Below are 26,407 nucleotides of genomic sequence, written 5' to 3'. Positions count from 1 at the left end.
ATGTAGGGCTGCGCAATTTTTGCGCAAGCGATGAAGGACTTGTCGGCTGGGCCGTGCCCAGTTTTTCGGCCGCGCGGACCAACGGCAGCGATCGCAACGCATCACAGGGGCGACGACGGCCGGCCCCGCCGGGGCTCCGATCCCGACCGACGGATCGGAGGATACCCGGCGGCAGAGTCCGCGATTCTGGTGCCATAAGGCGGAACTGTGTTGAAAGCACGATGGCGTTACGATTGGTTCCGACATCGGTTTCCGCTACAATGCCGTCATGTATCGCGCCGTGACTCGCCACATCGAAGTGACCGTCGAGCCCAACTTCCTGCCCGAGAAATCCTCGGTCACGGATGGCCGCTGGTTCTGGTCCTATACAGTCGTCATCACTAATACCGGTGAGGAGACGGTGCGGCTGCGCAGCCGTCACTGGATCATCACCGACGGCGTCGGCCGGCAGCAGGAGGTCCGCGGCGAGGGCGTGGTCGGCGAGCAGCCGGTGCTCGCGCCGGGCGAGCGGTTCGAATACACCTCCGGCGTGCCGCTGACGACCGCCTCCGGCTTCATGTCGGGCTCCTATCAGATGGAGAGCGAGAGCGGCGAGCAGTTCGATATCGCGGTGCCGGCGTTCTCGCTGGACGGACCTGATGGCGGCAAGCGGGTGCTGAATTAGCGGGGGCGCTGACGTCTCGCGGTGAGTAGGTGTGTACGCCGGATCCCTCACGGTCATCGCCCGGCTTGACCGGGCGATCCAGTATTCCGGGACCGCAGTGATCAAACGAGAGGGCTCGGCGTACTGGATGCCCCGCCCTCGCGGGGCATGACAGCGGAGCAAGACCGCCAGAACCCACGTTGCAGTCATTCGCCAGATCGACACGCCTCAACGCCCTCGCCACGCATCCGCGCCCGAGCTTTGTCCTCTTCGTCCGCCCTCTTCCAACAGAGGGCGCAGGGAGAGCCAGGCCTCGGCTGAGGCCTGCGGCCCGCCTGCGAGAAAAAATGCAGGCGGCAGGTACCACAGGTTCAGCCGGAACGACCCGGCCCTCCCTGCGCGATCGGTTTTAACGGCTGCTTCGCGTTCTCCCTGGTGCGCCGGGCTTGTTGGCCACCATCCCCACGTGAAGCAGCGCTCCAACGCGAGTTGATATCAGCATCGGGATATCAGGACCGCGCGACTTGACCGTGCGTGCACCGCCGTTCGTCCGCGCGAACCAAGCCACGCTGCGTCGACACACGCCCATCGCATCCCACTGCCAACGTCTCGTGACGGTCGCGACACGCCCCTCATGCGGCAGCAGGGACGCGCGGAAATGTGCGCCTGATTTGCCCGACGGCACAAGTTGTTTGTTGCTGCGGCAGAATAGCGCGACGGGCAGCTCGTTGGCGCGCCGGCGCAGGACAGGCCTTCGAAGACAACGAACTCACAACGTCCGCCTGTCGCAGCGGATACGTTTCACATGACCCGGATCGGCGCAGTGAAGCGGACGGCGCGGCCGGCCGGCCAGAACGCTTCGATCACGACGGTGTCCATCCCGACATAGCCGCGCTGAGACGTATAGACGGCTTGCACGCCGGGCACCCGACGGCGATTGCAGGCGCTGCGCACATTGCCATCAGGAAAGGTGGGATAGAAACCGGCGCGGCGGATGGTGACCTTGCCATGCTCGGGCTCCTGAATGACGCGCAGCACGACCTCGCCGGCGGCGGTGCAATCCGGATTGGTGGCGCCGGCCTGATAGAGGATCACCGGCCTGCCCGACAGGACGAACTTCGTGGCGGCCTGCGCCGCCCCCATCGACACGAGCAGACCGATCACGACCAACAGCATACGCATGCAACGCCCCCGGCAACGACTTTCGAGTGGAACTTAGCCGCGGAGGTTGCGAACGTCGAGAGCGTTCGGATGCCCAAACATCCAGTTCGACAGACGAACGATCCGCGCGATGTCGCGCCTTCGCGGAGCAGCCGATCGATCAGACCACGCGGATGGCCACGGTGGCGCGCTGGGCGCGGCCGTTCGGGAAGAACACCTCGATGACGACGAGATCGTCGCCGACATAGCCGCGCTGCGAGACATAGGTCACCAGCACGCCGGGCACGCGGCGCGCGTTGCAAGTGCTGCGCAGATTGCCCGCCGCATAGTTCGGAAACACGCGCGTTCTGCTGACCGAGACCCTGCCGTGCTCCGGGCCTTGCACGACCCGCACCTCGACATTGCCGAGCGCGCTGCAATCCGGATTGACCGATGTCGCGTTGAACAGGATCAGCGGCTTGCCGGACGGGATCACCCGCTCGGCGCGCGCCGCCACGACGGACAGAAGAAGCGAGACGACAACAAACAGCGCACGCATGCGAGTGCCCCCAGCACCTGAACCCGCCGGAACCTTAGCTGCGCGAATTGCAGACGTCGAGATGCGCAAGGGAGAACGATCAGGCGTGTTGCAGGCTTGCGATGTCCGGCTCCTCCGCCAGAATTCATGCGCGCGCCCACGCAGGAGTTTCACACTGCTGTCATCGCGAGGAGCGAAGCGACGACGCGATCCAGAGCTGCGGAAACCACTCTGGATCGCTTCGCTGCGCTCGCGATGACGTGGGGAGATAGCTCGCTCCGCCACTTCGCCCTGACTTGCAGAGCCAGGCTTGCGCTCTCAGTTCTCCGTCACGTCCGCTTCGTGCGGCGTGAACTGATAGACCGAGGAGCAGAACTCGCAGGTGACGACGACCTTGTCGTCCTTGACCATGTCGGCGCGGTCCTCGGGCGAAAAGCTCTTCAGCATGTTGGCGACCGCATCGCGCGAGCAGGAGCAGCGCGCCTGCAGCGGCACGAGATCGAACACGCGGACACCGCGCTCGTGGAAGAGACGGTACAGCAGCCGCTCGCCGGACAGTGCGGGATCGATCAGCTCGACGTCCTCGACGGTGGCAACCAGCGACTGGCCCTCGACCCAGGCCTCGTCCTCTTCGACCGCGTGCAGTTCGGTGCCCTCGGGTGCGTCGCCGGGAGGCAGGTCGGCCTGGCGCAGGCGCTCGGGCGCTTGCGGCAGGAATTGCGTCAGCAGGCCGCCGGCGCGCCAGCGGTGCTTGCCGCCGCTCCACTCCTCGCCGACGGCGAGGCGCACGCGCGTCGGGATCTGCTCGGAGCGCAGGAAGTATTCGTGGGCGGCCTCCTCGAGGCTGCCGCCGGTGAGCGCGACGAGGCCCTGGTAGCGGCTCATGTCGGGACCCTGGTCGATGGTCATCGCCAGATGGCCCTTGCCGAGCAGAGTGCCGGAGTCCTTGGCCTGCTCCTTCAGCTCCTGCAGCCGCGCCTCATCGTAGCGCGCATAGGCACGCAGGCGGTCGGGGGCCTGGAAGTCGACCACCAGGAACGACACCGGGCCGTCGGTCTGGGTCTGCAGGATGAAGCGGCCGTCGAACTTCAGCGCGGAGCCGAGCAAGGTCGTCAGCACGATCGCCTCGCCGAGCAGCTTGCCGACCGGCGCGGGATAAGCGTGCTTGGTGAGAATGTCGTCGAGCGCCGGCCCCATCCGGGTCAGCCGCCCGCGCAGATCGAGCGCGGCGACCTCGAACGGCAGCACGGCGTCATCGACCGGCACGGCCGAGGGCGCGCGGCTGGTGTCGAGGTTGATGTTGGTGTCGGGGGGATTGGCTGTCATGGGGCGTATTTGGGGATGGTTGACCGAAAAGGAAGACGGTGACAGGCGACAATGCCGCGGCTTGCTGACCTCTCCCCGCTTGCGGGGAGAGGTCGGATTGCATCGTCAGATGCAATCCGGGTGAGGGGGTACAGGTCTCACCACGTCCACTTCCCGCGCGGCTGCCCCTCACCCCACCCCTCTCCCCGTAAGAACGGGGAGAGGGAGCGCACCGTCGGCGCTGCGAGAGCTGGGCTCACCGAGCCAAACGTGAACTGATTAGATATCCGCGCCAGAGGCTACGCGCAGACGCCGACGCATCCTCAATACTCTACGCCCGCTCGCCGAAACACCACGCCAGGATGCCCTTTTGCGCATGCAGGCGGTTTTCGGCTTCGTCGAACACGACCGACTGCGGGCCGTCGATGACCTCGTCGGTGACCTCCTCGCCGCGGTGGGCGGGCAGGCAGTGCATGAACAGGGCCTCGGGCTTGGCCAAGGACATCAGCTTGGAGTTGACCTGATAGGGCTTGAGCAGATTGTGGCGGTGCTCGCCGTCCTTGTCGCCCATCGAGACCCAGGTGTCGGTGATGACGCAATCGGCGTTCTTCACCGCGACGTCCGGATCGTGGCCGAGATGGATGTCGGCCTTGGTGGCGCGGATGAAATCCTTCATCGGCTTGCCCGGCGACAGCTGCGGCGGCGTGGCGACGTTGAGGCGGAACTTGAAGCGCTCGGCGGCGTGGGCCCAGGAGGCCAGCACGTTGTTGTCGTCGCCGGTCCAGGCCACGGTGCGGCCCTCGATCGAACCGCGATGCTCCTCGAAGGTCATGACGTCGGCCATCACCTGGCAGGGATGCGAGCGCCGCGTCAGGCCGTTGATGACCGGCACGGTGGCATGCGCGGCGAGCTCCAGCAGCGCCTCATGGCTCAAGATGCGGATCATGATCGCATCGACATAGCGCGACAGCACGCGGGCGGTGTCGGCGATGGTCTCGCCGCGGCCGAGCTGCATCTCGGCGCCGGTCAGCATGATCGCCTCGCCGCCGAGCTGGCGCATGCCGACGTCGAACGACACCCGCGTGCGGGTCGACGGCTTGTCGAAGATCATCGCCAGCACCTTGCCCTCGAGCGGCTTCTTCGCCGGCTCGTTGGCCTTCAGCGTCTTCTTCATGGCGCTGGACAGCGCCAGCATGTTGCGCAGCTCCTCGACCGGCATCTCGGTGAGATCGAGGAAGTGACGCGGCGTCTTGCCCATGGTCCTGCTCATGATGCGGCCGCCTGCTTGCCAGGACCCGACAGCGCCGTGCAGGCGCGATCGAGCATGTCGACCGACTGTTCGATTTCGGATTCATTGACGATCAGCGGCGGCAGGAAGCGCACGACGTTGTCGCCGGCGCCGACGGTCAAGAGCTTCTGATCGCGCAGCGCGGCAACAAGATCACCCGACGGCACCACCGCCTTGACGCCGATCAAAAGACCCTCGCCGCGGATTTCGGCGATGATGTCGGGATGACGGTCTTTCACCGCCGCGAGCTTCTGCTTCAACAGCAGCGACATCTTGCGGACGTGATCGAAGAAGCCGGGCGCGAGCATCACGTCGAGCACCGCATTGGCCGCCGACACCGCCAGCGGATTGCCGCCGAAGGTCGAGCCGTGCGAGCCCGGCGTCATGCCCGAAGCCGCCTCGGCTGTCGCAAGCACCGCGCCAATCGGGAAGCCACCGCCCAGCGCCTTGGCGAGCGACATCACGTCCGGCGTGACGCCGAGCCAGCGATGCGCGAACAGGTCGCCGGTCCGGCCCATGCCGGTCTGCACCTCGTCGATGACGAGCAGCAGGCCGTTGTCGTCGCAAAGCTGGCGCAGCGCCTTGTAGAAGGACAGCGGCGCGGTGCGCACGCCGCCTTCACCCTGCACCGGCTCCACCAGGATGCCGGCCGTGTGCGGGCCGATCGCCTTCTTCACCGCCTCGATGTCGCCGAATGGAACCTGGTCGAAGCCATCCATCGGCGGGCCGAAGCCGTCGAGATATTTCGCGGAACCGGTGGCCGCAAGCGTCGCCAAGGTGCGGCCGTGGAACGCGCCTTCGAACGTAATGATACGGTAACGTTCAGGATGGCCTTTCGCCGCGTGATATTTGCGCGTGATCTTGATCGCGCCTTCCATCGCCTCGGCGCCGGAATTGGCGAAGAACACGTAGTCGGCAAAGCTCTGCTCGCACAGCCGTGCGGCGAGACGTTCGCCGTCCGGGCTCTTGAACAGGTTCGACATGTGCCAGAGTTTCGTCGCCTGCTCCTGCAGCGCCTTCACCAGATGCGGATGCGCATGGCCGAGCGAATTGACGGCGACGCCGGAGGTGAAGTCGAGATAGCGATCACCATTGGTCGCGATCAGCCACGCGCCTTCGCCGCGCTCGAACGACAGATCGACCCGGGCGAATACGGGGAGCAGATGCGTAGCAGCAACACTTGTCATGGCGATCACATGAGCTGACGGGTGGCCGAGACACGCGCCATGCGATGCCATCGCGCATCAGGGACCCCACCCTGGAAAACAAAATGTGCCGCCTTTTCAAGGCGGCACGTGCACCTATTGTATGCGCGCGGCGGTGGGAGTCAACTACGCGTCGTCTGATCGATGGGCGCAGGCCCGTGACATTGCGGGCGCATGACATAGCTCAAAACATGCAACACGGAACCGCGGAATGTGTGGACGGTGACCACCGACTCTTGCGCGAGAGTCACGCCATATTGTAGCGTTTTCAGCGTCGAGTACGACATCTCGTGCGGCAGTAACCGATCCCTCTAGGAGTTCTTGAGTTCGCGTAACGTCCGGGTGCTTCACGCGCTCCCGGCGAGGGATAAGGGATTCTGCCGGCAGGGGTTTTTGAGACAGATATCGCAGCGCCGTCCCAGAATTGGCCGGCGCAACGCGAAGGGAAAGGTTCGATGACGGTATTGACCTGGTCCGACGATCGCGTCGAGCAGTTGAAAAAGCTCTGGGAGGCCGGACTGTCGGCCAGCCAGATCGCCGCGGAACTCGGAAACGTGACGCGCAACGCCGTGATCGGCAAGGTGCACCGGCTGGGCTTGTCCGGCCGCGCCAAGAGCCCGGCCACCGCGGCGCCACGCCAGCGCAAGGCGGCCCGTCCTGCTCAACCGATGATGCGGGTGGCGCGCCCGGTGGCGCGCGGCAACACCGCGCTCGCACAGGTTTTCGAGGTCGAGGCGGAGCCCGATCCAGTTGCATTCGACAACGTCGTGCCGATGAACCAGCGGCTGTCGCTGCTGGAGCTCAATGAAGCGACCTGCCACTGGCCGGTCGGCGATCCCTCGAGCCCGGACTTCTTTTTCTGCGGCGGCAAGGCGCTCGCCGGCCTGCCCTATTGCGCGCAGCATTCGCGCGTCGCCTATCAGCCCGCGGCCGACCGGCGCCGCCAGCCGGCGAAGTCGACGTCGCGCTGAGCGGCCCAACTCATCACGAGGATGATGGCCCGGCCTGCGCCGGGCCTTTTGCTTTCTGGCAGATCAGGATGCGCGCGCGGAGCGGGATTGCGGGAAGCACGCGGTGAACGCGGCGCCGTTGCGCGGCACGCTTTCGATCAGCAGCCGGCCGCGATGGCGATTGAGGATGTGCTTCACCAATGACAGGCCGAGGCCGGTGCCGCCCTGCGCGCGGCTGTCGCCGACATCGACGCGATAGAACCGCTCGGTGAGCCGCGGCAGATGCTCCGGCGCGATGCCGGGGCCGAAATCGCGCACCTTGACGCGGATCTCCGGGGCATTCTCGGCAGACACCGCCTGCTCCAGCGATACGATCACGCGGCCGCCGGAGGCGCCGTATTTGAGCGCGTTCTCGATCAGGTTTTCGAACACGCGCAGCAGCTCCTCGCGGTCGCCGGCGATGGTCACCGGCGTCTCCGGCACCGTGGTCTCGATCACCACCTGACGCTCCCTGGCCAGCGGCTCGAGCCCGTCGGTGACCTGGCGAATGATCGGAACGACATCGACCAGCGTGTCCGGGCGGACATGCGCCGACAGCTCCACGCGCGACAGCGACAAGAGGTCGTCGATCAGCCGCGCCATGCGCGTGGCCTGGGTGTGCATGATGCCGAGGAAGCGCTCGCGCGCCTTCGGATCGTCCTTGGCAGGGCCCTGCAGCGTGTCGATGAAGCCGGAGAGCGCGGCGAGCGGCGTGCGCAGCTCGTGGCTGGCATTGGCGACGAAATCGGCGCGCATCTCCTCGACCCGGCGCAGCGGCGTCAAATCGTGGAAGGTCATCAGCATGCATTTGTCGGTGCCGCCGAACGCGGTCGGCACCGGCACCGGCGTGATGATCAGCTCCATCCAGCGATCCACGGGCACGTGGTCGTGATAGGTGGCGCGGCGGATCTCGGTGGTGGCGATGGCCTCGCGCAACGCGGTGATGATCTCCGGCGTGCGCAGCGCAAATTGCGCGAGCTCGCCCTTGCGCAGAGCGGGCGCGAGCTGGGCGGCGGCGGCATTGAGGTGGATGACGCGGCCGGCGCGGTCGAGCAGCACGGCCGGATCGGGAATGCCGTCCACCAGGGCACTGACGGCGGGCGCCTCGACCGGGTTGGCGTGGCGCTGCTCCTCCTCGCGCTTGGCCACCGCGCTGTGCAGCCGCCACGGCACCAGGGCGGCCGCCGAGATGCACAGGAATACCGCCAGCGCCCGCAGCGGCAGCAATTCGTCGAGCAGCACCAGACCGGTCAGCGCGATCGCGGCGGCCAGCAGGATGATCGCGGAATGGCGCAGCCGGTCAGGCCAGGGGGAGAAGATCGAGAGCACCGGATCGGAGGGAGCGTCGAGGGCCATTGCGTCCTACTGTTCCCTGGAGGTCGCGTCAGGCACCGGAATCGCTGCGCTTCCTTGCAAAGGCGGCCTCAGGCGGAGGGGTGGGGTCGAGGCTGAGCGCGGCCTGGCGCAGCCGTTTCGACCTCGCGCTGATAATGACCTCGCGAAACGTCAGCAAGATTACAGAAATGAGGAACGGCGCCAAATAATACAGCATCCGGAACAGCAGCATTCCCGCCAGCAGCTCCTCGCGGTCCATCTGCCAGAGGCCGACCAGCATGGCGGCATCGAACACGCCGAGCCCGCCGGGAGAGTGGCTGGCGAAGCCGAGCAAGGTGGCCGAGACGAAGATGACGGCGACGACGACGAAGCCGAGGTTGGGCTCGTCCGGCACCAGCACGTACATCGCCAGCGCGCAGAAACCGAGGTCGATGATGCCGATCGCGATCTGCAGCAGGGTCAGCGGCCCGCCCGGCAGCGTGACGCTCCAGGGGCCGCGGCCGACCACGCGCGGCTTGGTCCAGACCCAGGCGACATAGCCCGTGAGGCCGGCCAGGATGGCGATCGCGGCCAGGCGGTTGACCCAGGGCGGCAGCTGGTCGATCGAGGCCGCGGCTTCCGGATGATAGCAGATGCCCATTCCGAGCACGGCGGCGTTGCCGAGCCAGAAGGTCAGGCCGGCGAGAAAGCAGATCTTCGCGACGTCGATCGCGTTCAGCCCATAGGCGGAATAGACGCGGTAGCGCACGGCGCCGCCGGTGAAGACGCTGGCGCCGACATTGTGGCCGATCGAATAGCTGGTGAAGGCGGCCAGCGCATTGATGCGGTACGGCACATGGTCGTGGCCGATCGCGCGCACCGCGAACAGATCGTAGAAGGTCAGCGTGAAATAGCCGGCGGCGACGAACAGAGCGGCGAGCGCGATCTGGTGCGGCTCGGTACTCTTGATCGCTTCCAGCACCTCGTAGGTGTCGATGCCGCGCAGCATGTGGTAGAGGACGTAACAGGCGACCGCGATGACCGCGATGCTGATCAGCACGCCGAGCTTGTGCAGGACTTGCTTCTCGCGCAGGAACGCGGCCGCTCTGCGTATGGCTTCAAGCATCGACACCTCTCACCGCGATCCCATCACGACGGCCGTCGACGGGGCGTCCTGAAGGCGCCTCGTCATGTGCGCATACAACGCCGTGGTAGCGCGTTTCGGCGCATTGGGGAACACGGAGCGTGCGAACAAAAGCGTACACATGGATATACTTAGCAGGCTTTACGGAAATGCGATGCACCGTTTTGCCGCACTTGAGGCAAGACCAGCAGGCAACTGCCTCGCCGCCGTTCAGCCTGCGATTTCCGGGTTAAACTTCGGTGAGGGACACCCGCCCCCGGGCTTTCCAGGGGGTCCTCGATGGCGGTCGATCACCGCCCATGACGATAAGCACCGGATGCGCGGTTGAAAGGCGCCGAGGCCGTCAAACCTTCGTGTCTCGCATCTGCGACAGGACCCGGGCCGGCCACCGAACGCGGCCGCAGGGCCTCAGGCCGCCGAGCGCTGCCGCATGCTGCGGGTGACCACCATGGCCCGCAGCCAGGTGCCGATCGCGCAGCCGGCCAGATACGGCACGAACATCACCAGCAGCAGTTCGAGCCAATAGCCGGCCCGGCCGGGCACGAGGCTGGTCACGGCGGCCGCGACCAGGCCTATGGCCAGCGCCGCCAGCAGCCAGGTCAGCCAGCCCGAGACGCGCGGGGCGCGATGCACCACGGCGACCCAGCCCATGGCCAGCCCGATAGCGAAGGCGCCGGCCAGCCAGCCCCAGTGGAAGGCAACGAGATAGGCCATGCTCACCTCACCACGAATTCGATGCGCCGGTTCTGCGCGCGGCCGTCGGCGGTGTCGTTGGCGGCGACCGGCTGGGTGCTGCCATAGCCGATCGGGCTGAAGCGGTCGGCCGGCAGTCCGGCCTTGACCAGATAGTCGGCCACCGCCTGGGCGCGCTTCTGCGACAGCACCTGGTTGGCCGCGGAGTCGCCGTCGGCATCGGTGTGGCCGATGATCTCGACATTGGCCGCGGGGCAGCGGAACGCGATCTCGACGAGGCGGTCGAGCAGCCCGGTGGAGTCGCGATCGAGGTCGCTGCGGCCGGTCTCGAAGCGGATCTTCGCCTTGCCCAGCACGTCCGAGAACAGCTGCTGGCAGACCGTCGGATCGACCGGGGCGGCGGGCGGCTTGACGGTGATCTCGGCCTTCACCTGCCAGCCCTGCGGCACCTCCTTGGCGAGCCCGGTGCGGATCTGGGCCGCCGCGGCGTCATAGAGCGCGTCACCGGAGATCTTGATGTCGCGGTCGGAGACAACCAGCGTCCCCGTCGACAGCCGCGACAGCGCGCCCAGGGCCGGCACCACCGCATTGACGAAATTGGCGGGCGCACCGACGCTGTTCTTGAGATTGTCGACGACCTTCTCGCTGAAGAATTTGCGCGACGACGAGCCGACGACCACGGCATGAATGTTCTCATCGGGCACGTTGCCCGCGAGCGTCACGGTGACGGCGACCGGATCCTTGTAGGCCTGGAAGATATAGGGCGGCGCCTTGACCTCGTTGCTCGCGACCTTGAAGCCGTCCGGCAGCTTGCCGAGCGCAGTTGCGATCGCTTCGCGACCACCGAGCTCGCGGGCCATGCCGGTCAGCGTGACGTCGCCATCGGAGATCGTGAACTTGCCGTCCTTGAGCTTGCCGATCTGGCCGATCAGAAGCAGCGCCGCGTCCTCGAAGCGCGCCGGCGCGCCGCGCGCCAGGCCCATCTGGTCCGCGACCTCGACGCCGGGCAGCGCCGCCCGTGTCGCTTCCACGAGCTTGCCCTTCAAGGCCGGCAGCGGCGCGCTGCCGCCGAGCGTCACGCGAACGACGTCGCGCTCGGCCGACCACACGAACGGCTTGGCCTCGGGGACCAGCCGCGTCTCGTCGTTGACCAGCCGCACGCCGGCGACATTGTCGACGGCGGCAACGGCGTCGCGGCGTCCCGCCTCCGAAAATGCATTGGCGCGCAGCTCGACATCGCGGCCGTCGACGGTGATGCTGGTGCGGTCGAGCACGGCGCCACGAAGTGCGGCCGAACTGCGGCTGGCGAGGTCATTTTCCAGGGGAACGGTGCTCGTCCAGGCCGCAAAGCCCCAGAGCACGATCAGCGGGATGACGCCGGGCCACCATTTGCCGCTCCACCTGAAAAGTCCGCGCATTCGTCATCCGTCGCATCGAGGAAGCAGAGAGAAAACAAACCCTTGCATGCCTGTCAAACCGGAAATGAGGCGAGCTTTCCGGTATCTTGCAACGTCAGGACTAAGGTTTTCTTCAGCGGTTTGTCGGTAATCTCGTCCCGACACTCACCGGGCCGCTTATTTCAGATGAGGCGATTTCGCAAAACCTTTATCCGCGCCGGCCTGGAAGCGCTGTATCTGAGCGGCGCGCATGTCTGGCTGCGCCCGATCTTCTCCGGCGTCGGCGCGATCTATACGCTGCACCACGTCCGGCCGGCGCGCGACGCCGCTTTTCAGCCCAATTGTCATCTCGAAGTCACGCCGGATTTCCTGCGCGAAATGTTGTCGCACCTGCGCGCGCATGACATCGACATCATCACCCTCGACGACATGCATCAGCGGCTGGTGGCACGGAATTTCACCCGCCGCTTCGCCTGCTTCACCTTCGACGACGGCTACCGCGACAACCGCGACTTCGCCCTGCCTGTGATGCGCGAGTTCGACGCGCCGTTCACGATCTACGTCACCAGCGACTTCGCCTCGGGGCAGGGCCGGCTGTGGTGGGTCGCGCTGGAACGGCTGGTCGCAAAGGCGCAGGCGATCGAGGTCGAGATCGGCGGCCTGCCCGTGCGGCTCGATGCATCGACGCCGTCGGCCAAATGCGTGACCTTCCAGCGCCTGCACGACTGGCTGCGCGCCCTGCCCGGCGACCACGACGTCCGGCGCGAGATCAGCGCGCTGTGCGCGCGCCACGGCATCGATGAGACCGTCATCAGCCGCGAGCTCTGCATGTCCTGGGACGAGCTCCGCGCGCTCGCGGCCGAGCCGCTGATCTCGATCGGCGCGCATTCGATCAGCCATTGCAATCTCGCTAAGCAGACCGAGGACACGGCGCGGATCGAGATCACCGAAAGCCGGGCCCGGATCGAGGCCGAGTTGCAGCGGGAGGTCCTGCACATGGCCTATCCCTATGGCGACCGTGCCGCCGCCGCGCAGCGGGAGTTCGTGCTGGCGGCCGCGAGCGGGTACAAGACCGCTGTCACAACGCGCCCCGGCATGATCTTCGCCGAGAGCGCCGACCATCTCACCGCGCTGTCGCGCGTCTCGCTGAACGGCCACTATCAGGAGGCGCGCGTGCTGCCGGTGCTGACCTCCGGCGCGGCCACCGCGATGTGGAACGGTTTCCGCCGCATCGACGCGGCGTGAGCAACTGATCAGCGCGCCATCGCTTCCAGCCGGGCCCAGGCTTCGCGATCGGGGAAACCGAGAGCGCGAAACCGCGGCGGGTACAGATGCGGCACGGGCGCGAACAAACCGCCGACAACGGTCATCGCATCCGGCCAGGTCACGTGAAGCACATCGCCGGGCTTCGACGCTGCCAGTCCGGTGCCGGGATCGATCACCTGCCAGACGAGGGCCAGCCGATCGGCCCGCGGCAACAACGTTCCATGAGTGCCGGAGGCCAGCGTGGTCACGCTGAACGACACCGGCTCGTCCTTGGCACGATACAGCTGCAGGCTGGCCACGAACACGTCCTGTCCATGGAGCTGGTGGTAGTGATCGAGCAGCTGCTTCTGCCGGTCATAGTCGGCCACAAGCCGCTGCTGGCGGATGTCGCGGTGACGGGCCTCGAGCGCGGCATTGGCCAGCGTGGCCCCGCCCCACCGCTCTCCGTTCCACTGCAGCAGCGACGCCGTGCAGAAATGCGGCGTCTCAGCGGCGCTGGCGGAAATCTCGAGCAGCCGCACCAGCCCCGCGGGGTCGTTGGATCCGGCAACGTAGAAGACGTTGCGCCCGGGAACGGCGGCCACCGGCGCACCGTCGAGCGGCGGCAGCGCGTAGTCCTCGCCCGGCGCCAGCAGCAGCAGTGACGATTGATAGTCCCCGAGGTTGGCACAGCCGAACAGCCCCTGCCCCAGCGGCTCGAACACCGGCTGCGGCATTCTTGCGCGAAAGTTCACCATGGCCTGGCGAAGCGCACGGTCCAGCGGCATTTCGGCCGCCACAAGCTCATCCACCTTCAGGAGCGACATGCTGTCGGGCCGATCACGAATGGCGCAGACGACAAGGTCCGCTGCGAATGGCAGTGACGCCGTCACACGGCTGTCATCAGCCGGACCGCCGCCGATCCAATCGCGGAGCATCAGCTCGCTGACCAGCACGCGGGAGCGAATTCCCGGCATCAGCTCATCCGCAAGACTCTCCGGCGAGAGCGTGCCGTGACTGCGCGCTTCGACCAGCGAGCGCACGAAACGGGCGACCAATTCCTCCCGGCGGGATGGCAGCCGCGCCTGCCATTCGGTGAAGGTGTTGTCGATGAAGGCGGTGACCTGCGAGCCGTCCTGCAGAGCGGCGACGAAGCTGCGGGCGGACGGATCGAAGCTTTGCACAACGAGACCTTGCCGACGGCACTCTGCAATCAACGTCCGCACGAACTCGGTCGTGAGATCTTCCGCCTGCTCCCGAACAAAACGCTTCTTGATCCACTCGAACATCAAGTCACCGACTCATCACGCAACGGCACCGACGATATCACGGCGGCGGTTGTGGTGACAAAGCGGGTCGCGCAAGCTCACGCTTCATATGCCGCCCGCGGCTTCGTTCCATCGCTTGACTCGAACGATCGGGCCACCCAGAACGGGTAACAACGACAGGAGGAAACCACATGCTGAAAAATCTGTTCTCGCTCGACGGCCGCATCGCGCTGGTCACCGGCGGCTCGCGCGGCATCGGTAAGATGATCGCGGCCGGCCTGCTCGCGCAGGGCGCGGCGCGGGTCTACATCACGGCCCGCAAGGCCGGCCCGTGCGAGGAGACGGCGAAGCAGCTGTCGGCCGAGTATAGCGGTGAATGCATCGCGCTGCCGATCGACATCTCGACCATGGCAGGGATCGACATGCTCGCCGGCGAGATCAAGACACGCGAGCCCAGGCTCGACATCCTCGTCAACAATGCCGGCGCGGCCTGGGGCGCCGACTTCGACGAATTCCCGGAGAGCGGCTGGGACAAGGTGATGAACCTCAACGTCAAGACGCCGTTCTTCCTGACCAAGGCGTTGGCCGCGCCCTTGCGCGCGGCTGCGAGCGCCGAGCGGCCGGCCAAGGTGATCAACATCGCCTCGATCGACGGCATCTTCGTCAACCCGCTGGAGACGTATTCCTATGCGGCGAGCAAGTCCGGCCTGATCCACCTGACGCGGCGCATGGCGGCGAAACTGATCAAGGACCATATCGTGGTCACCGCGATCGCGCCGGGTCCGTTCAAGTCCGACATGAACAAGGCCGCCCGCGACCATGCCGACGAGGTCGCAACCCGCGTCCCCGCGGGGCGCATCGGCACCGACGAGGACATGGCAGGCACCGCGATCTTCCTGGCGTCACGTGCGGGCGACTATGTGGTGGGGAACACGATCGCGGTGGATGGCGGGATCGTGTACGCCAACCCGGGCATTCCGGGCGCGGGCTGGGATAGCTGAGGCCGAAACTCTATCGCCACGAAAAGTCTGCTCTCTCCCCCCTTGTGGGGGAGAGGTGGAGAGGGGGGGTAGCCACGAACGACCGTCTCCGTGGCTACCCCCCTCCCTAGCCCTCCCCCACAAGGGGGGAGGGAACAGAGCGAGTTCCGGTCATCGATCTCGACTTCAGCGGTTCGAGATCAGGCGCTGACAGTGGCTTCGCGAGGTGGGATAGCGGGCAGCTTCCTATTCGCCGCTCTTAACTCCCTATTCGCCTCTCATCAGGTCTCGATCTTCACGTACTCGAAGTCGCCTGGCTTGTTGTCGATGCCGACCTTCGGCGGGGCGATCCAGGAGGCGTATTCGCCGATCTCGGTGACCGGCTTCATCAGCGAGGAGATGTAGGCGCCGTCGTCGGACGACGGCAGCCAGTCGCCCTTGCGCTTCTGCCAGGTGCCCTCGTCGATCAGGATGCCGTCGGGTGTCGCATGGACGTCCTTGAACTCGCCGATGGCGCGGTGGAAGGCGGTGTGCGGCAGCTTCAGCTCGAAGTCGTAGCCGGCCGTGGTGATGATCTTGTTCCAGCGCAGCAGGCCCTTGATGCAGTCCTGCGAGTAGTCGTCGCGCAGGCGCATGTTGAGTGCAGTCAAGGCAGGCTCGTCGACGCGCTTGATCTCGCCGTCGACCAGCTTCAGCACCGGATAGGTCGAGTTCTTGAGCTGGTGATCGTCCTGGATCTGGGTCTCGTGGTAGCGGCCCTTGATGCCGGCATTGAAGGCGTTCGCCGCGTTGGTCGAGACCTCCGAGCCGAACAGGTCGAGCGACAGCGTGTAGTGCAGGTTCAGCTTCTTCTGGATCGTCGGCAAATCGATGACGCCGAGCGCGCGCACCTTGGCGATATCGGTGGGATCGTCGATGCCGGCGGCGCGCATCGCATCGACGGTGCGCTGGATGACGCGGCCGACGCCGGTCTCGCCGACGAACATGTGGTGCGCCTCTTCGGTCAGCATGAAGCGGCAGGTGCGCGACAGCGGATCGAAGCCGGACTGCGCGAGCGAGTGCAGCTGCATCTTGCCGTCGCGGTCGGTGAAATAGGTGAACATGAAGAAGGACAGCCAGTCCGGCGTCTTCTCGTTGAAGGCGCCGAGCATGCGCGGAGAATCCGCATCGCCCGAGCGGCGGCGCAGCAGATCATCCGCCTCTTCGCGGCCGTCGCGGCCGAAATATTTCTGCAGCAGGTAGACCATCGCCCAGAGGTGACGGCCCTCCTCGACATTGACCTGGAACAGGTTGCGCATGTCGTAGAGCGAGGGCGCGGTCTTGCCGAGATGGCGCTGCTGCTCGACCGAGGCCGGCTCGGTGTCGCCCTGGATCACGATCAGGCGGCGCATCAGCGCGCGGTATTCGCCGGGGACCTCCTGCCACGCCGGCTCGCCATAATGCTCGCCGAACGGGATCTTGCGGTTCTCTTCCTGCGGAGCCAGCAGGATGCCCCAGCGATAGTCGGGCATCTTGACGTAGTCGAACTTGGCCCAGCCGCGCGGGTCGACCGAATAGGCCGTGCGCAAGTAGACCAGCGACTGCTGGAAACCTTCCGGGCCCATGTCGTTCCACCAGTCGACGTAGCCGGGATGCCAGCCTTCCAGCGCCTTCAGGACCTGGCGGTCCTCGGCGAGATTCACGTTGTTCGGGATCTTGGTCGAGTAGTCGACGTTCATGATGTTCATGTTCATGGCGTGCCTCCCTGAATTCGTTCGAGCTGCTTGGCTCGTGGATGGCCGGGTCAAGCCCGGCCATGACGGATGAGAACTATACGCGCGTCATGTCGTATTGCGGCCGCTCGCCGGTGCCGTAGCGCCGGAGTGCGCCGTCCTCGCCGACCGCGTTGGGGCGCTGGAAGATCCAGTTCTGCCAGGCGGTGAGGCGGGCGAAGATCTTCGATTCCATCGTCTCGGGGCCGGCGAAGCGCAGATTGGCCTCGAGGCCGGTAAGGCTGTCCGGCGAGAAGCTGGCGCGCTCCTCGAGGAAGACGCGGATCTCGTCCTCCCAGTCGATGTCATCGAGCGCGAAGGTGACGAGGCCAAGCTCCTCGGCGTCATCGGCTTCGAGCGGCTTGCCGATATGCTCGTGCACGCGCTCGAGCCCGTTGGGATCATCGAGGAAGCGCGACTGCAGCCGTGTCAGGCCGTGGCTCATCGGATAGGGGCCGAAATTCATCGCCGACAATTCGATCGCCGGCGCCGGGCGGTTGTCGCCCTGGATGGTGCCGATCAGCATGTAGGAGCGGTCGGAAGCGAACACGAGCTCGGCCAGGGTGCCGGCGAAGCAGGAGCCGGGCTCGACCAGCGTGACCAGCGTGCGCGACGTGACGTCGATGCGCTTCAGCACGCGCTTCCAATAGTGCCTGATTTCGTTGACCAGCCAATGCGCCTTGTTGGCTTCGAGGAACGCGTCATGGGCCAGGACATGGGCGCGGTCGCCATGCGACTTGAACACCAGCATGGCGATGCCGAGTTCGTTGATGCGCAGATGCAGGATGGCGTCATCGAGCTCGCGCGCGACCTGCAGCGGCCAGAAGGACGCGCCCTGCCCGATCATGCCGTCGATATCGGCCGGCGGCGCCGCTTCCGGCGCCGAGATGGTGATCGTGGCGATGCGGGCGGCACGGTCGATATCGACATTGACGAAGCCGTAGCGCACGCTCGATGCGTCGATCACGCGCTTCAGCGGGGTCAGCGCGACGCCCTTGCCGCTGCCGTTGCGCTTGGACGCCGCGGCGAATTCCTTGGCGCGCTCGGCGACCTTGGCGTCGACCTTGGAGTTCGGCGCGATCTCATCGACCAGCCGCCATTGTACGGCGCGCTTGCCCTTGACGCCCTCCTCCGTGGTGCAGAACGCGTCCGCGCGGTCGCGGCGCACCTTGCGCTTGTCGACGACGCGGGTGAGACCGCCGGTGCCCGGCAGCACCGCCAGCAGCGGCACCTCCGGCAGCGACACCGAGGACGAGCCGTCATCGGCGAGGATGATGTGGTCGGTGGCGAGCGCGAGCTCATAGCCGCCGCCGGCCGCGGTGCCGTTCACGACGGTGATGAAGCGCTGGCCGGAATTCTCGGACGAGTCCTCGAAGCCGTTGCGGGTCTCGTTGGTGAACTTGCAGAAGTTCACCTTGTGGGCGTGGGTGGCGCCCGCGAGCATGCGGATGTTGGCGCCGGCGCAGAACACGCGCGGCTTGGCCGAGCGCAACACGACGACCTTCACCTCGGGATGCTCGAAGCGCAGCCGCTGCACGGCGTCGGCCAGCTCGATGTCGACGCCGAGATCATAGGAATTGAGCTTGAGCTGGTAGCCCTCGAACAGGCCGCCATTCTCGTCGACGTCCATGGCGAGCGTCGCCACCTCGCCGTCGATCGAGAGCTTCCAATGCTTGTAGCGGGAGGGATCGGTCTGAAAATCGATGAACGTCTTGCCTCCCGCGAGTACGCGGTCTTCCCCGGCCATGAGTCACCCTTCGTTGGAGTGCTTATCGTTGAGATGTAAAATAATGCATGTTCTGGCTGCCGTCTACGAGGAAATGCCGAAACATGCATTTTATTTCATGTTTGTGATTGGGTGAGCGGCAGGGTGGCCGCGGCGAACTCGGCAATAACCCGCAGGGTCGCCTGGGGCGACTCGCGGTGCGGGGAATGGCTGGTCCTGGGCAGCATGGTCACCTCGACCGGGCAGTAACACTCCTCCTGGATGATCTCGACCTGCCGGACCGTGCCGTACTGGTCGTCGGCGCCCTGGATCACGGCCACGGGGACGCGGATGTAGGCAAGGTCCGCGGTGATGTCCCAGGCACGGAAGGCCGGATCGAGCCAGGCGCCGTTCCAGCCATGGAAGGCATTGTCGACGTCCTTGTGCCAGCGGGCGAGCTTGGCCCGCAGCTCGGTGGTCTCATAGGCGGTCTTGATCGCGGCGATGGAGGCGACCGAGACGTCCTCGACGATGACATGCGGCGCGATCAGCACGACGCCGTCGAGGCGGCGGTCGGCGTGACTGCCGGCATAAATCGCCGCGATCGAAGCGCCGTCGGAATGACCGACGAGCAGACCGCGCCGGAAGCCAATGAGGTCGAGCAGCTTCGGCAGCACCTCCCGCGCCTCGCGCTGCATGTAGTCGAGCGGGCGCGGCAGGATCACCGGACTCGAGGCGCCGTAGCCGGCACGGGAATAGGCGAACACGGAGGTGCCGGTGGCGGCCTGCAGTCTGTCGGGAAAGTCGCCCCACAGGCCGACCGAGCCGAGGCCTTCATGCAGCAGCACGATGCATGGCGCCGCGGAGGGCTGCGGGCCGATCAGGCGATATTCGAGTTGCACGGAATCGATGGTGAGGAAGCCGGATGCAGCCAAGGTCATCGCGATCTCCACTCATACCACTGGCCAAAAATGCTCGCGCGGCGAGCTCCGTCGTTCCCTCCCCCCGTGTGGGGGAGGGCTAGGGAGGGGGGTGAGCCACAAGCACCGGCGCTCATGATACCCCCCTCTCCACCTCTCCCCCACAAGGGGGGAGAGAGCCGAGCGGAGTTTGCGGCGATGAGTTGCTTCATCATGTGCGTGTCTTGTTTCATCATACCGGAGGGCGCAGCGAAGCGGGGCCGATCTAGCGCTGTTGGGGTAGCGTTGATGGCGAGGAAGCCGTTAGCTTCGAGCGTCATGCGCTATTCTCTCCTTCGTCATGCCCGGGCTTGACCCGCCTGCGCGGCCGAAGCCGCTTCGGCGCGGCGAAGGCCCGGGCATCCACGTCTTTCCTTCTCGCAGAGAGATGGATGGCCGGGTCAAGCCCGGCCATGACGACAACTAACAGCAGGGCCAACTCACGGGCAGGAAGACCAACTACTGACTCGCCCCCTCGCGCAGCTTGAAGCGCTGGATCTTGCCGGTGGCGGTCTTTGGCAACGCGTCCACCACCTCGATCCAGCGTGGATACTTCCACGGGCCGATCTTCTGCTTGACGTGCTCTTTCAATGCCTCGTGCAGCGTCTCGCGGTCGACGCTCGGGCGCAGCACGACATAGGCTTTCGGCTTCAACAGACCTTCCGGATCGGCCTCCGGCACGACGGCCGCCTCCAGCACGGAGGGATGCGTGATCAGCGCGCTCTCGACCTCGAACGGCGACACCCAGATGCCGGAGACCTTGAACATGTCGTCGGAGCGGCCGCAGAAGGTGTAGCGGCCGTCGGCGTCGCGGACATATTTGTCGCCGGTGCGCGTCCAATAGCCCTCGAAGGTCGAGCGCGTCTTGTGGCGCTGATTCCAATAGCCCTCGCCGGCCGAGGGCGCATGCACCAGCATTTCGCCGACCTCGCCGTCGGGGACGTCTTGTCCCGCCTCGTTGACGAGGCGGACCTGATAGCCCGGCACCGGGCGGCCGGAGGAGCCGTATTTGATGTCGCCGGGCGCATTCGACAGAAAGATGTGCAACAGCTCGGTCGAGCCGACACCGTCGAGAATGTCGACGCCGAAGCGCGCGCGCCACGCATTGCCGACGGATTCCGGCAACGCTTCGCCGGCCGAGGTGCAGATGCGCAAGGCGCTGCCCGCCTTCTCGTGACGCAACGACTCGTCGTGCAGCATCGCCGCGAACAAGGTCGGCACGCCGTAGAAGATGGTCGGGTTGTAGCGGTTCATCAGCTTGAACATCAAAGCCGGCGTCGGGCGCTCGGAATTCAGGATCGTGGTGGCGCCGACCGACAAAGGAAAGGTCAGCGCGTTGCCGAGGCCATAGGCGAAGAACAGCTTTGCCGCGGAGAGGCAGACGTCGCTCTCGCGGATGCCGAGCACCTGCTTGGCGTAGGTCTCGGCGGTCGCGGCGAGATTGCCGTGGAGATGGCGGACGCCCTTGGGCATGCCGGTCGAGCCGGAGGAATACAGCCAGAACGCCGGCTCATCCTCGTGGGTGGCGACGGTGTCGAACTGATCGCTCTCGCGCGCGAACTCTTCGGACAGCAGCTTGTGGCCGAACGCGTTGCTGCCGGAGACCACGACGCAATTGAGGTCCGGCATCCGGCCGACGATGTCTTTCACGACCGGATACAGCGCCTCGGACACGAACAGCACCCGGGCGCGGCAGTCGGCGAGCACATAGGCATATTGCTCCGACGTCAGCAGCGTGTTGAGCGGCACCGGGACGATGCCGGCGCGCATCGCGCCGAGGAAGACGGCGGGGAAATCCACCGTGTCGAGCATGATCATCGCCACGCGTTCCTCGCGGCGAACGCCGAGGCGGCGCAGCACATTGGCGACGCGGCAGGACTGCTGCTGCAGGCCGCGATAGGTCAGCTCGGAGACAGTGTCGGTGTAGGCGAGCTTGTCGCCGCGGCCGGCCTCGACATTGCGGTCAAGCAGCCACGACACCGCATTGTACGACTTCACGGCGTTCCTCCCCCGATTTTTGAATTATAATTCATAGAAGGCCACCAACATCGCTTGCTGTCAATCCTCCCCGGCACTATGTTTCCTGATCACAAGAGTACCTCAGGGATATGACGTCACACAGCGACGCCCCGCGCGACGACGGCCAGTCCGCGGCCGAGACCGACTTCCTCGACCAGCTGGGCCAGCGGGTGCGGCGGATGCGCGGCGTCGCCGGCATGTCGCGCAAGGTGCTGGCCGAGGTCTCCGGCATTTCCGAGCGCTACATCGCCCAGCTCGAAAGCGGCAAAGGCAACGTCTCGATCGTACTGCTGCGCCGCATCGCCAACGCCATCAACGCGCCGCTCGACGACATCATTCCCGGCGGCGAGCCCTCGCCCGACTGGCCGGTCATCCGTGATCTCCTGAAGAAGGCGAGCCCGAGCCAGATCGCGCAGGTCAAGGAGCTGCTCGCCGGCGGCGCCTCGGCGCCGCTGCGGCGGACGTTCTCCGGCATTGCGCTCATTGGCCTGCGCGGCGCGGGCAAGTCGACGCTCGGGCGGATGCTGGCGGAGCGGATCGGCTGGAGTTTTGTCGAGCTCAACAAGGAAATCGAGCGGCAGAACGGCCTGTCGGCTGCCGAGATCATCGCGCTCTACGGCCAGGAAGGCTTCCGCCGCATGGAGCAGACGGCGCTGGTGCAACTGCTGGCCCGCAAGGAGCCGATGGTGCTGGCAACCGGCGGCGGCATCGTCTCCGAGCCTGTCACGTTCGACCTGATCCTGACCTCGTTCTACACAATCTGGCTCAAGGCCGAGCCGGAGGAGCACATGGCCCGCGTGCGCAAGCAGGGCGATTTGCGGCCAATGGCCGACGACCGCTCGGCGATGGCCGAGCTGCGCAACATCCTCGCCAGCCGCGAGCCGCTGTATGCGCGGGCCAATGCGGTGGTGGATACGGCAGGGCTGACGGTCGACGCGGCCGCCGCACGGCTCGGCGAGGCTGTGAAGCCGGTCATCGCCAACGAGGCGCGGATGTTCGCGCGGGGGTGAGGCGCGCCTGCCCGGTTGGACGGGCAGACGCGCGGACGAGTCCGGCCGAGACTACCGCGTTTCGATCTCCCGCAGCTCCGCGTAGGTCAGCGGCGTCAGGCCGGCGCCATCGAAATAGATGAAGCGCAGGCGGCGGCGGCGGGAGATGAAGTTCGACGGCAAGGGATCGTAGCGGAAGCTGCTGCCGCCGAGATGCGGGGTGAGGCTGCCGACATCGGTCAGCGCGTCGATCTCGACGCGCAAGAGCTTCAGGCTCTCGCCCTCGCGCAGGATCTCGAACGGAACGCGCGCGAGCCGCAGGAAGCTGGTCGGATCGGGGGCGGCGATGAAGCCGTCGACGAAGGCGGCCTCGACCTTGTCGAGATCGGGCTCGACCACCGGCGCGGGCTTCGCGCCTTCCGGCTGATGCGGCGTCTGCCACTGCACCGGCGAGCGGCCGCCATGCGGATGGTTGTGGCCGGGGCCGTGCGGCGGATGGTCGTGGTCATGGTGATGATCATGATCGTGGGAATGGCCATGGTCGTGATGATGATGGCCGTGATGGTGATGATGATGGCGCATCGCGGACCTCAATAGCTGACCGGCTTGTTGATGATGTGCTTGTGGCTGCCGAGCTTGCCGTGGGCAACCATCGAGCCCAGCGCCTCGACCACGACGCGCACGCCGATCAGTGCGGTGATGTCCGAGGTGTCGTAGGGCGGCGAGACCTCGACGACTTCGAGCCCGCACAGGCCCTCGGCGGCAACGAGGCCCAAGAGCTTCAGCGCCTCGCGCGGCAGGAAACCGCCGGGCTCCGGCCAGCCGGTGCCGGGCACGAAGCCGCAATCGATGGAGTCGACGTCGAACGAGATGTAGACGGCGTCGGCATCCTTCCAGGCCAGCTCCAGCGCGATCTCGGCGGTCTTCTCCAGGCCGATCTTCTCGATGTCGGCGATCGTCAGCACGTTGGTGTTGCGCTTGCGCGCGACCTCGACGCCCTCGCGCGGCACCTGCCAGCCGCCGATGCCGAGCTGCACCAGATTGGTCGGCGACACGTTCGGCAGGTTGGTCGCCCAGTACCAGGGCGTGGTGTGCATGCGCTCGTCGAGATCCTTTTCCTGGATGTCGATGTGGCGATCGAAATGGATGATGCCGATCTTCTTGTCAGTGCACTGCGCGATGCCGCGCACGCAAGGGAAGCCGATCGAGTGGTCGCCGCCGAGCATGATCGGCAGCGCGCCGGACGAGGCGACATGCGCGACGCCGCGGCTGATCTGGTCGAAGCTCTTTTCCAGATTGGCGGGGATGGTGAAGACGTCGCCGGCATCGCACAGGGTCATCTGCTCGCGGAGGTCGACGCCGAGCTCGTAGTTGTAAGGCGTGTAGAGCGCGGAGATGCGGCGGATGCCCTGCGGCCCGAAGCGCGTGCCGGGACGATAGGTGGTGCCGGAATCGAACGGGATGCCAATCACGGCGGCGTCGTATTTGCCGACGTCGCGGACGTTCTCGACATAGGGCGCCTTCATGAAGGTGTTGATGCCCGCGAAATGCGGCAGCTCGCCGCGCGCGAAGGTCGGGATGTCGCGATCGGTCAGTGTGTCGGCGCCGGGCAGGCCCATGTCGAGCGCCCATTGCCGCTCCTTGCGCCAGCCGTTCGTCGGCAGCTTGCCTTCGGCCTCCAGCGCCTGCCAGCCCTGCGTGGCCATCTTGTCGAAGTCCGGATGGTGACGGCGCAGGCCCTGGCGCTGTGGCTGCAGGCCGGCACGGCGGGTGCGCCGCATGGCGGGGAATGACATGGAGTTCTCCTTCGTTTCTTCTGGGTGTTATTGCGCCGCCTGGACGCTGGCGCGGATGAAGCCGAGCACGGGCACCGCGCTGTCGCGGGTGAGATCGAGGTCATAGGTGATGCGCGCGCCGAAGCGTTCGGGCGCCTGCGGATCCTTGCGCGGTCGGTCGAGCGCGATCAGCCGCGTCGCGAGGCCGAAGGCCTCCTTGATGTCGTGGGTGACCATCACGATGGTCATGTTGTGCTCGCGCCACAGCGGCTTGATCAGCGCATGCATCTGCGCGCGGGTGCCGGGATCGAGCGCGCCGAACGGCTCGTCGAGCAGCAGCACGCGTGGCTGCTTGGCGAGCGCCTGCGCGATCGCGAGCCGCTGCTGCATGCCGCCGGACAGCGCGCTCGGATATTTGTCGGCGTGAGAACCGAGACCGACCGCCTCGATCAGCGCGCGGCTCTTCTCGACCGCGTCCTTGCGCGCCGCACCGAACAGGCGCGCCGTGAGCGGGCTCGCCGCGAGCTCATAGCCGAGCAGCACGTTGCCGAGCACCGTGAGATGCGGGAACACCGAGTAGCGCTGGAACACGATGCCGCGGTCCGGGCCGGGCTCGGCCGGAAATGGCTGGCCGTCGAGCAGCACCGCGCCCTGGCTCGGTTTCTCCTGGCCGAGGATGAGACGCAGGAACGTGCTCTTGCCGGCGCCGGAGGGGCCGACGATCGAGAGAAAGGTGCCGGAGGCGATCTCGAGATTGATGCGCTCGAGCACGACCTGGTTGCCGTACTCGACCCAGACGTTGCGGAAGGACAGCGTGCTCATTAGCGGCTCCCTCGCGCATAGGCCCAGGGAAAGGCGCGCTGACCGAACCACACCAGGGCGTAGTCGAACACGTAGGCAAGCAGCGTGATCCAGACGACGTAGGGCAGGATCACGTCCATAGACAGGTAACGCCGCACCAGGAAGATGCGATAGCCGAGGCCGACGTCGGAGGCGATGGCTTCCGCCGAGATCAGGAACAGGAAGGCCGGGCCGATCATCAGCCTGAGACCCTGGATCAGCCGCGGCATGATCTGCGGCAGCACCACGCGGATCGCGACCTGCCAAGTCGAGGCACCCAACGTCTGCGCCTTGATCAGCTGCTCGCGCGGCATGTTCTGCACTTCCAGCGAGAGATCGCGGACCAGGGTCGGCGTGACGCCGATGATGATCAGGACGACCTTGGACAATTCACCGAGGCCGAACACGATGAAGAGCACGGGCAGCACCGCCATCGGCGGGATCATCGACAGCACCGCGACGAGGGTGCCGAAGCCGGCGCCCGCGATCGGCAGCAGGCCGATGGCGAGACCGAGCGTCAGGCCGATGATCGCGGAGATGCCGAGGCCGAGGGCGAGGCGCTGCAGGCTTGCCGCCGTATCCGCCCACAGCACGTAGTCGCCGGAGCGCCGGTCCGGCTCGGTCGCGAGCCGCTTCGAGGTCGCGACCATCTCCGACACCGGCGGCAGCAGCTTGTCGTCGGGATTGTCTGCGCGACGCTGCGCCGAGCCGATCACATAGATCAGCGCGATCAGCAGGAACGGCAGCAACGCCAGCAACAGCCGGCTGCCCCGGTTCGGAACGACGTTCATGGCACGCGGCATCGCCAAGCTCCCTCAATCGTCTCCACGAGCGCGCTGTTCGTGGTCAATTGTCCGTACAGTCGAGCCCGAAGCGGGCTGCCAGCCTCTCCCCGCGTGCGCGGAGAGGCCGGATTGCATCGCGAGATGCAATCCGGGTGAGGGGGGCTCTCCGCACGGCCGGTGCGCGTGGCTGCTCCTCACCCCAACCCTCTCCCCATGAAGGACGGGGAGAGGGAGCGCACCGACAGCGCCGCGCCGATATTCGTCTCTCTCCATCAGCACTCTGGCGACGATCAACTTGCAGCACCGATCTCAGGTGCACCTCCTCATGGTGAGGAGGCGCGCCAGCGCCGTCTCGAAACCATGAGGCCACGGAACGGGCCTCGCCCTTCGAGACGCCCGCCTAAGGCGGGCTCCTCAGGGTGAGGGGAGAGGCTG

General features: G+C 66.2%; 23 protein-coding genes. 5 read left to right on the top strand and 18 right to left on the bottom strand.

The window, feature by feature from the left end:
• Nucleotides 1-268 precede the first annotated feature (268 nt).
• Nucleotides 269-664, top strand: coding sequence for a Co2+/Mg2+ efflux protein ApaG (gene apaG, locus ACQR1Y_RS10605; protein ID WP_434856451.1), 396 nt, complete (start codon nucleotides 269-271; stop codon nucleotides 662-664).
• A 780-nt stretch (nucleotides 665-1,444) separates the two neighbouring features.
• On the opposite strand, the gene ACQR1Y_RS10600 is transcribed toward apaG, so the two are convergent.
• The 5 genes from ACQR1Y_RS10600 to ACQR1Y_RS10580 form a co-directional block, all read right to left on the bottom strand.
• Entirely contained in the window at nucleotides 1,445-1,825 is a 381-nt protein-coding gene (locus ACQR1Y_RS10600) for a hypothetical protein (RefSeq protein ID WP_434880053.1), read from the bottom strand.
• Between the two features lie 139 nt (nucleotides 1,826-1,964).
• Nucleotides 1,965-2,342 carry a hypothetical protein gene (locus ACQR1Y_RS10595; protein WP_315783032.1) on the bottom strand — a complete coding sequence of 126 codons (378 nt, stop codon included), beginning with the start codon at nucleotides 2,340-2,342 and terminating at the stop codon, nucleotides 1,965-1,967.
• Between the two features lie 297 nt (nucleotides 2,343-2,639).
• Nucleotides 2,640-3,647 (bottom strand): Hsp33 family molecular chaperone, encoded by a 1,008-nt coding sequence (locus ACQR1Y_RS10590; RefSeq protein ID WP_434880052.1) that lies wholly within the window; start codon nucleotides 3,645-3,647, stop codon nucleotides 2,640-2,642.
• A gap of 310 nt (nucleotides 3,648-3,957) precedes the next feature.
• A complete protein-coding gene (gene argF / locus ACQR1Y_RS10585; protein WP_434880069.1) occupies nucleotides 3,958-4,884 on the bottom strand; it encodes an ornithine carbamoyltransferase in 927 nt (308 codons plus the stop codon).
• A gap of 8 nt (nucleotides 4,885-4,892) precedes the next feature.
• Complete coding sequence (locus ACQR1Y_RS10580; RefSeq protein WP_434880051.1) at nucleotides 4,893-6,101, bottom strand: aspartate aminotransferase family protein; 1,209 nt, start codon at nucleotides 6,099-6,101, stop codon at nucleotides 4,893-4,895.
• A gap of 473 nt (nucleotides 6,102-6,574) precedes the next feature.
• On the opposite strand from ACQR1Y_RS10580, the gene ACQR1Y_RS10575 reads away from it, so the two are divergent.
• Entirely contained in the window at nucleotides 6,575-7,090 is a 516-nt protein-coding gene (locus tag ACQR1Y_RS10575) for a GcrA family cell cycle regulator (protein ID WP_257167179.1), read from the top strand.
• 63 nt (nucleotides 7,091-7,153) lie between these two features.
• On the opposite strand, the gene ACQR1Y_RS10570 is transcribed toward ACQR1Y_RS10575, so the two are convergent.
• The 4 genes from ACQR1Y_RS10570 to ACQR1Y_RS10555 form a co-directional block, all read right to left on the bottom strand.
• Nucleotides 7,154-8,464, bottom strand: coding sequence for an ATP-binding protein (locus tag ACQR1Y_RS10570; RefSeq protein WP_434880050.1), 1,311 nt, complete (start codon nucleotides 8,462-8,464; stop codon nucleotides 7,154-7,156).
• 28 nt (nucleotides 8,465-8,492) lie between these two features.
• Nucleotides 8,493-9,548: a lysylphosphatidylglycerol synthase domain-containing protein gene (locus tag ACQR1Y_RS10565; RefSeq protein WP_434880049.1), complete on the bottom strand. Its 1,056-nt coding sequence runs from the start codon at nucleotides 9,546-9,548 to the stop codon at nucleotides 8,493-8,495.
• A gap of 426 nt (nucleotides 9,549-9,974) precedes the next feature.
• Nucleotides 9,975-10,280 (bottom strand): hypothetical protein, encoded by a 306-nt coding sequence (locus ACQR1Y_RS10560; RefSeq protein ID WP_434880048.1) that lies wholly within the window; start codon nucleotides 10,278-10,280, stop codon nucleotides 9,975-9,977.
• A gap of 2 nt (nucleotides 10,281-10,282) precedes the next feature.
• Nucleotides 10,283-11,677: an OmpA family protein gene (locus ACQR1Y_RS10555; RefSeq protein ID WP_434880047.1), complete on the bottom strand. Its 1,395-nt coding sequence runs from the start codon at nucleotides 11,675-11,677 to the stop codon at nucleotides 10,283-10,285.
• Nucleotides 11,678-11,842: 165 nt separating this feature from the next.
• Between ACQR1Y_RS10555 and ACQR1Y_RS10550 the strand changes: the two genes are divergently transcribed.
• Nucleotides 11,843-12,901 carry a polysaccharide deacetylase family protein gene (locus ACQR1Y_RS10550; protein ID WP_434880046.1) on the top strand — a complete coding sequence of 353 codons (1,059 nt, stop codon included), beginning with the start codon at nucleotides 11,843-11,845 and terminating at the stop codon, nucleotides 12,899-12,901.
• Nucleotides 12,902-12,909: 8 nt separating this feature from the next.
• Here ACQR1Y_RS10550 and ACQR1Y_RS10545 read toward each other — a convergent pair whose 3' ends face one another.
• Nucleotides 12,910-14,190, bottom strand: coding sequence for a hypothetical protein (locus tag ACQR1Y_RS10545; RefSeq protein WP_434880045.1), 1,281 nt, complete (start codon nucleotides 14,188-14,190; stop codon nucleotides 12,910-12,912).
• A 170-nt stretch (nucleotides 14,191-14,360) separates the two neighbouring features.
• Between ACQR1Y_RS10545 and ACQR1Y_RS10540 the strand changes: the two genes are divergently transcribed.
• Nucleotides 14,361-15,170 (top strand): SDR family oxidoreductase, encoded by an 810-nt coding sequence (locus ACQR1Y_RS10540; protein ID WP_434880044.1) that lies wholly within the window; start codon nucleotides 14,361-14,363, stop codon nucleotides 15,168-15,170.
• Nucleotides 15,171-15,430: 260 nt separating this feature from the next.
• On the opposite strand, the gene boxB is transcribed toward ACQR1Y_RS10540, so the two are convergent.
• From boxB to ACQR1Y_RS10520, 4 genes are all read right to left on the bottom strand, one after another.
• On the bottom strand, nucleotides 15,431-16,882 hold the full coding sequence (gene boxB, locus ACQR1Y_RS10535) for a benzoyl-CoA 2,3-epoxidase subunit BoxB (RefSeq protein ID WP_434856462.1): 1,452 nt from the start codon (nucleotides 16,880-16,882) through the stop codon (nucleotides 15,431-15,433).
• 76 nt (nucleotides 16,883-16,958) lie between these two features.
• Nucleotides 16,959-18,647, bottom strand: a complete 1,689-nt coding sequence (gene boxC, locus ACQR1Y_RS10530) for a 2,3-epoxybenzoyl-CoA dihydrolase (protein ID WP_434880043.1) — start codon at nucleotides 18,645-18,647, stop codon at nucleotides 16,959-16,961.
• A 95-nt stretch (nucleotides 18,648-18,742) separates the two neighbouring features.
• The gene (locus ACQR1Y_RS10525; protein WP_434880042.1) at nucleotides 18,743-19,546 is read right to left on the bottom strand and encodes an alpha/beta fold hydrolase; all 804 of its coding nucleotides are present in this window, start codon (nucleotides 19,544-19,546) and stop codon (nucleotides 18,743-18,745) included.
• Nucleotides 19,547-20,023: 477 nt separating this feature from the next.
• Nucleotides 20,024-21,544, bottom strand: a complete 1,521-nt coding sequence (locus ACQR1Y_RS10520; protein WP_434880068.1) for a benzoate-CoA ligase family protein — start codon at nucleotides 21,542-21,544, stop codon at nucleotides 20,024-20,026.
• Between the two features lie 128 nt (nucleotides 21,545-21,672).
• Between ACQR1Y_RS10520 and ACQR1Y_RS10515 the strand changes: the two genes are divergently transcribed.
• Nucleotides 21,673-22,593: a helix-turn-helix transcriptional regulator gene (locus ACQR1Y_RS10515; RefSeq protein WP_434880041.1), complete on the top strand. Its 921-nt coding sequence runs from the start codon at nucleotides 21,673-21,675 to the stop codon at nucleotides 22,591-22,593.
• Between the two features lie 51 nt (nucleotides 22,594-22,644).
• Here the strand turns inward: ACQR1Y_RS10515 and ACQR1Y_RS10510 are convergent, their stop codons facing one another.
• The 4 genes from ACQR1Y_RS10510 to ACQR1Y_RS10495 form a co-directional block, all read right to left on the bottom strand.
• Nucleotides 22,645-23,019, bottom strand: a complete 375-nt coding sequence (locus ACQR1Y_RS10510) for a hypothetical protein (protein ID WP_434880067.1) — start codon at nucleotides 23,017-23,019, stop codon at nucleotides 22,645-22,647.
• A gap of 143 nt (nucleotides 23,020-23,162) precedes the next feature.
• Nucleotides 23,163-24,368, bottom strand: coding sequence for an agmatinase family protein (locus ACQR1Y_RS10505; RefSeq protein ID WP_434880040.1), 1,206 nt, complete (start codon nucleotides 24,366-24,368; stop codon nucleotides 23,163-23,165).
• 27 nt (nucleotides 24,369-24,395) lie between these two features.
• Nucleotides 24,396-25,169: an ABC transporter ATP-binding protein gene (locus ACQR1Y_RS10500; protein ID WP_434880039.1), complete on the bottom strand. Its 774-nt coding sequence runs from the start codon at nucleotides 25,167-25,169 to the stop codon at nucleotides 24,396-24,398.
• Nucleotides 25,169-25,990, bottom strand: a complete 822-nt coding sequence (locus ACQR1Y_RS10495; protein ID WP_434880038.1) for an ABC transporter permease — start codon at nucleotides 25,988-25,990, stop codon at nucleotides 25,169-25,171. Before ACQR1Y_RS10495 ends, ACQR1Y_RS10500 begins: the two co-directional genes overlap by 1 nt.
• Between the last annotated feature and the right edge of the window lie 417 nt (nucleotides 25,991-26,407).

It is taken from the genome of Bradyrhizobium sp. HKCCYLRH3099 (assembly GCF_051167855.1).
Classification (GTDB): domain Bacteria; phylum Pseudomonadota; class Alphaproteobacteria; order Rhizobiales; family Xanthobacteraceae; genus Bradyrhizobium.
Note: the sequence above shows the minus strand (reverse complement) of the source record. Positions and strands in the feature narration are given on the sequence as shown.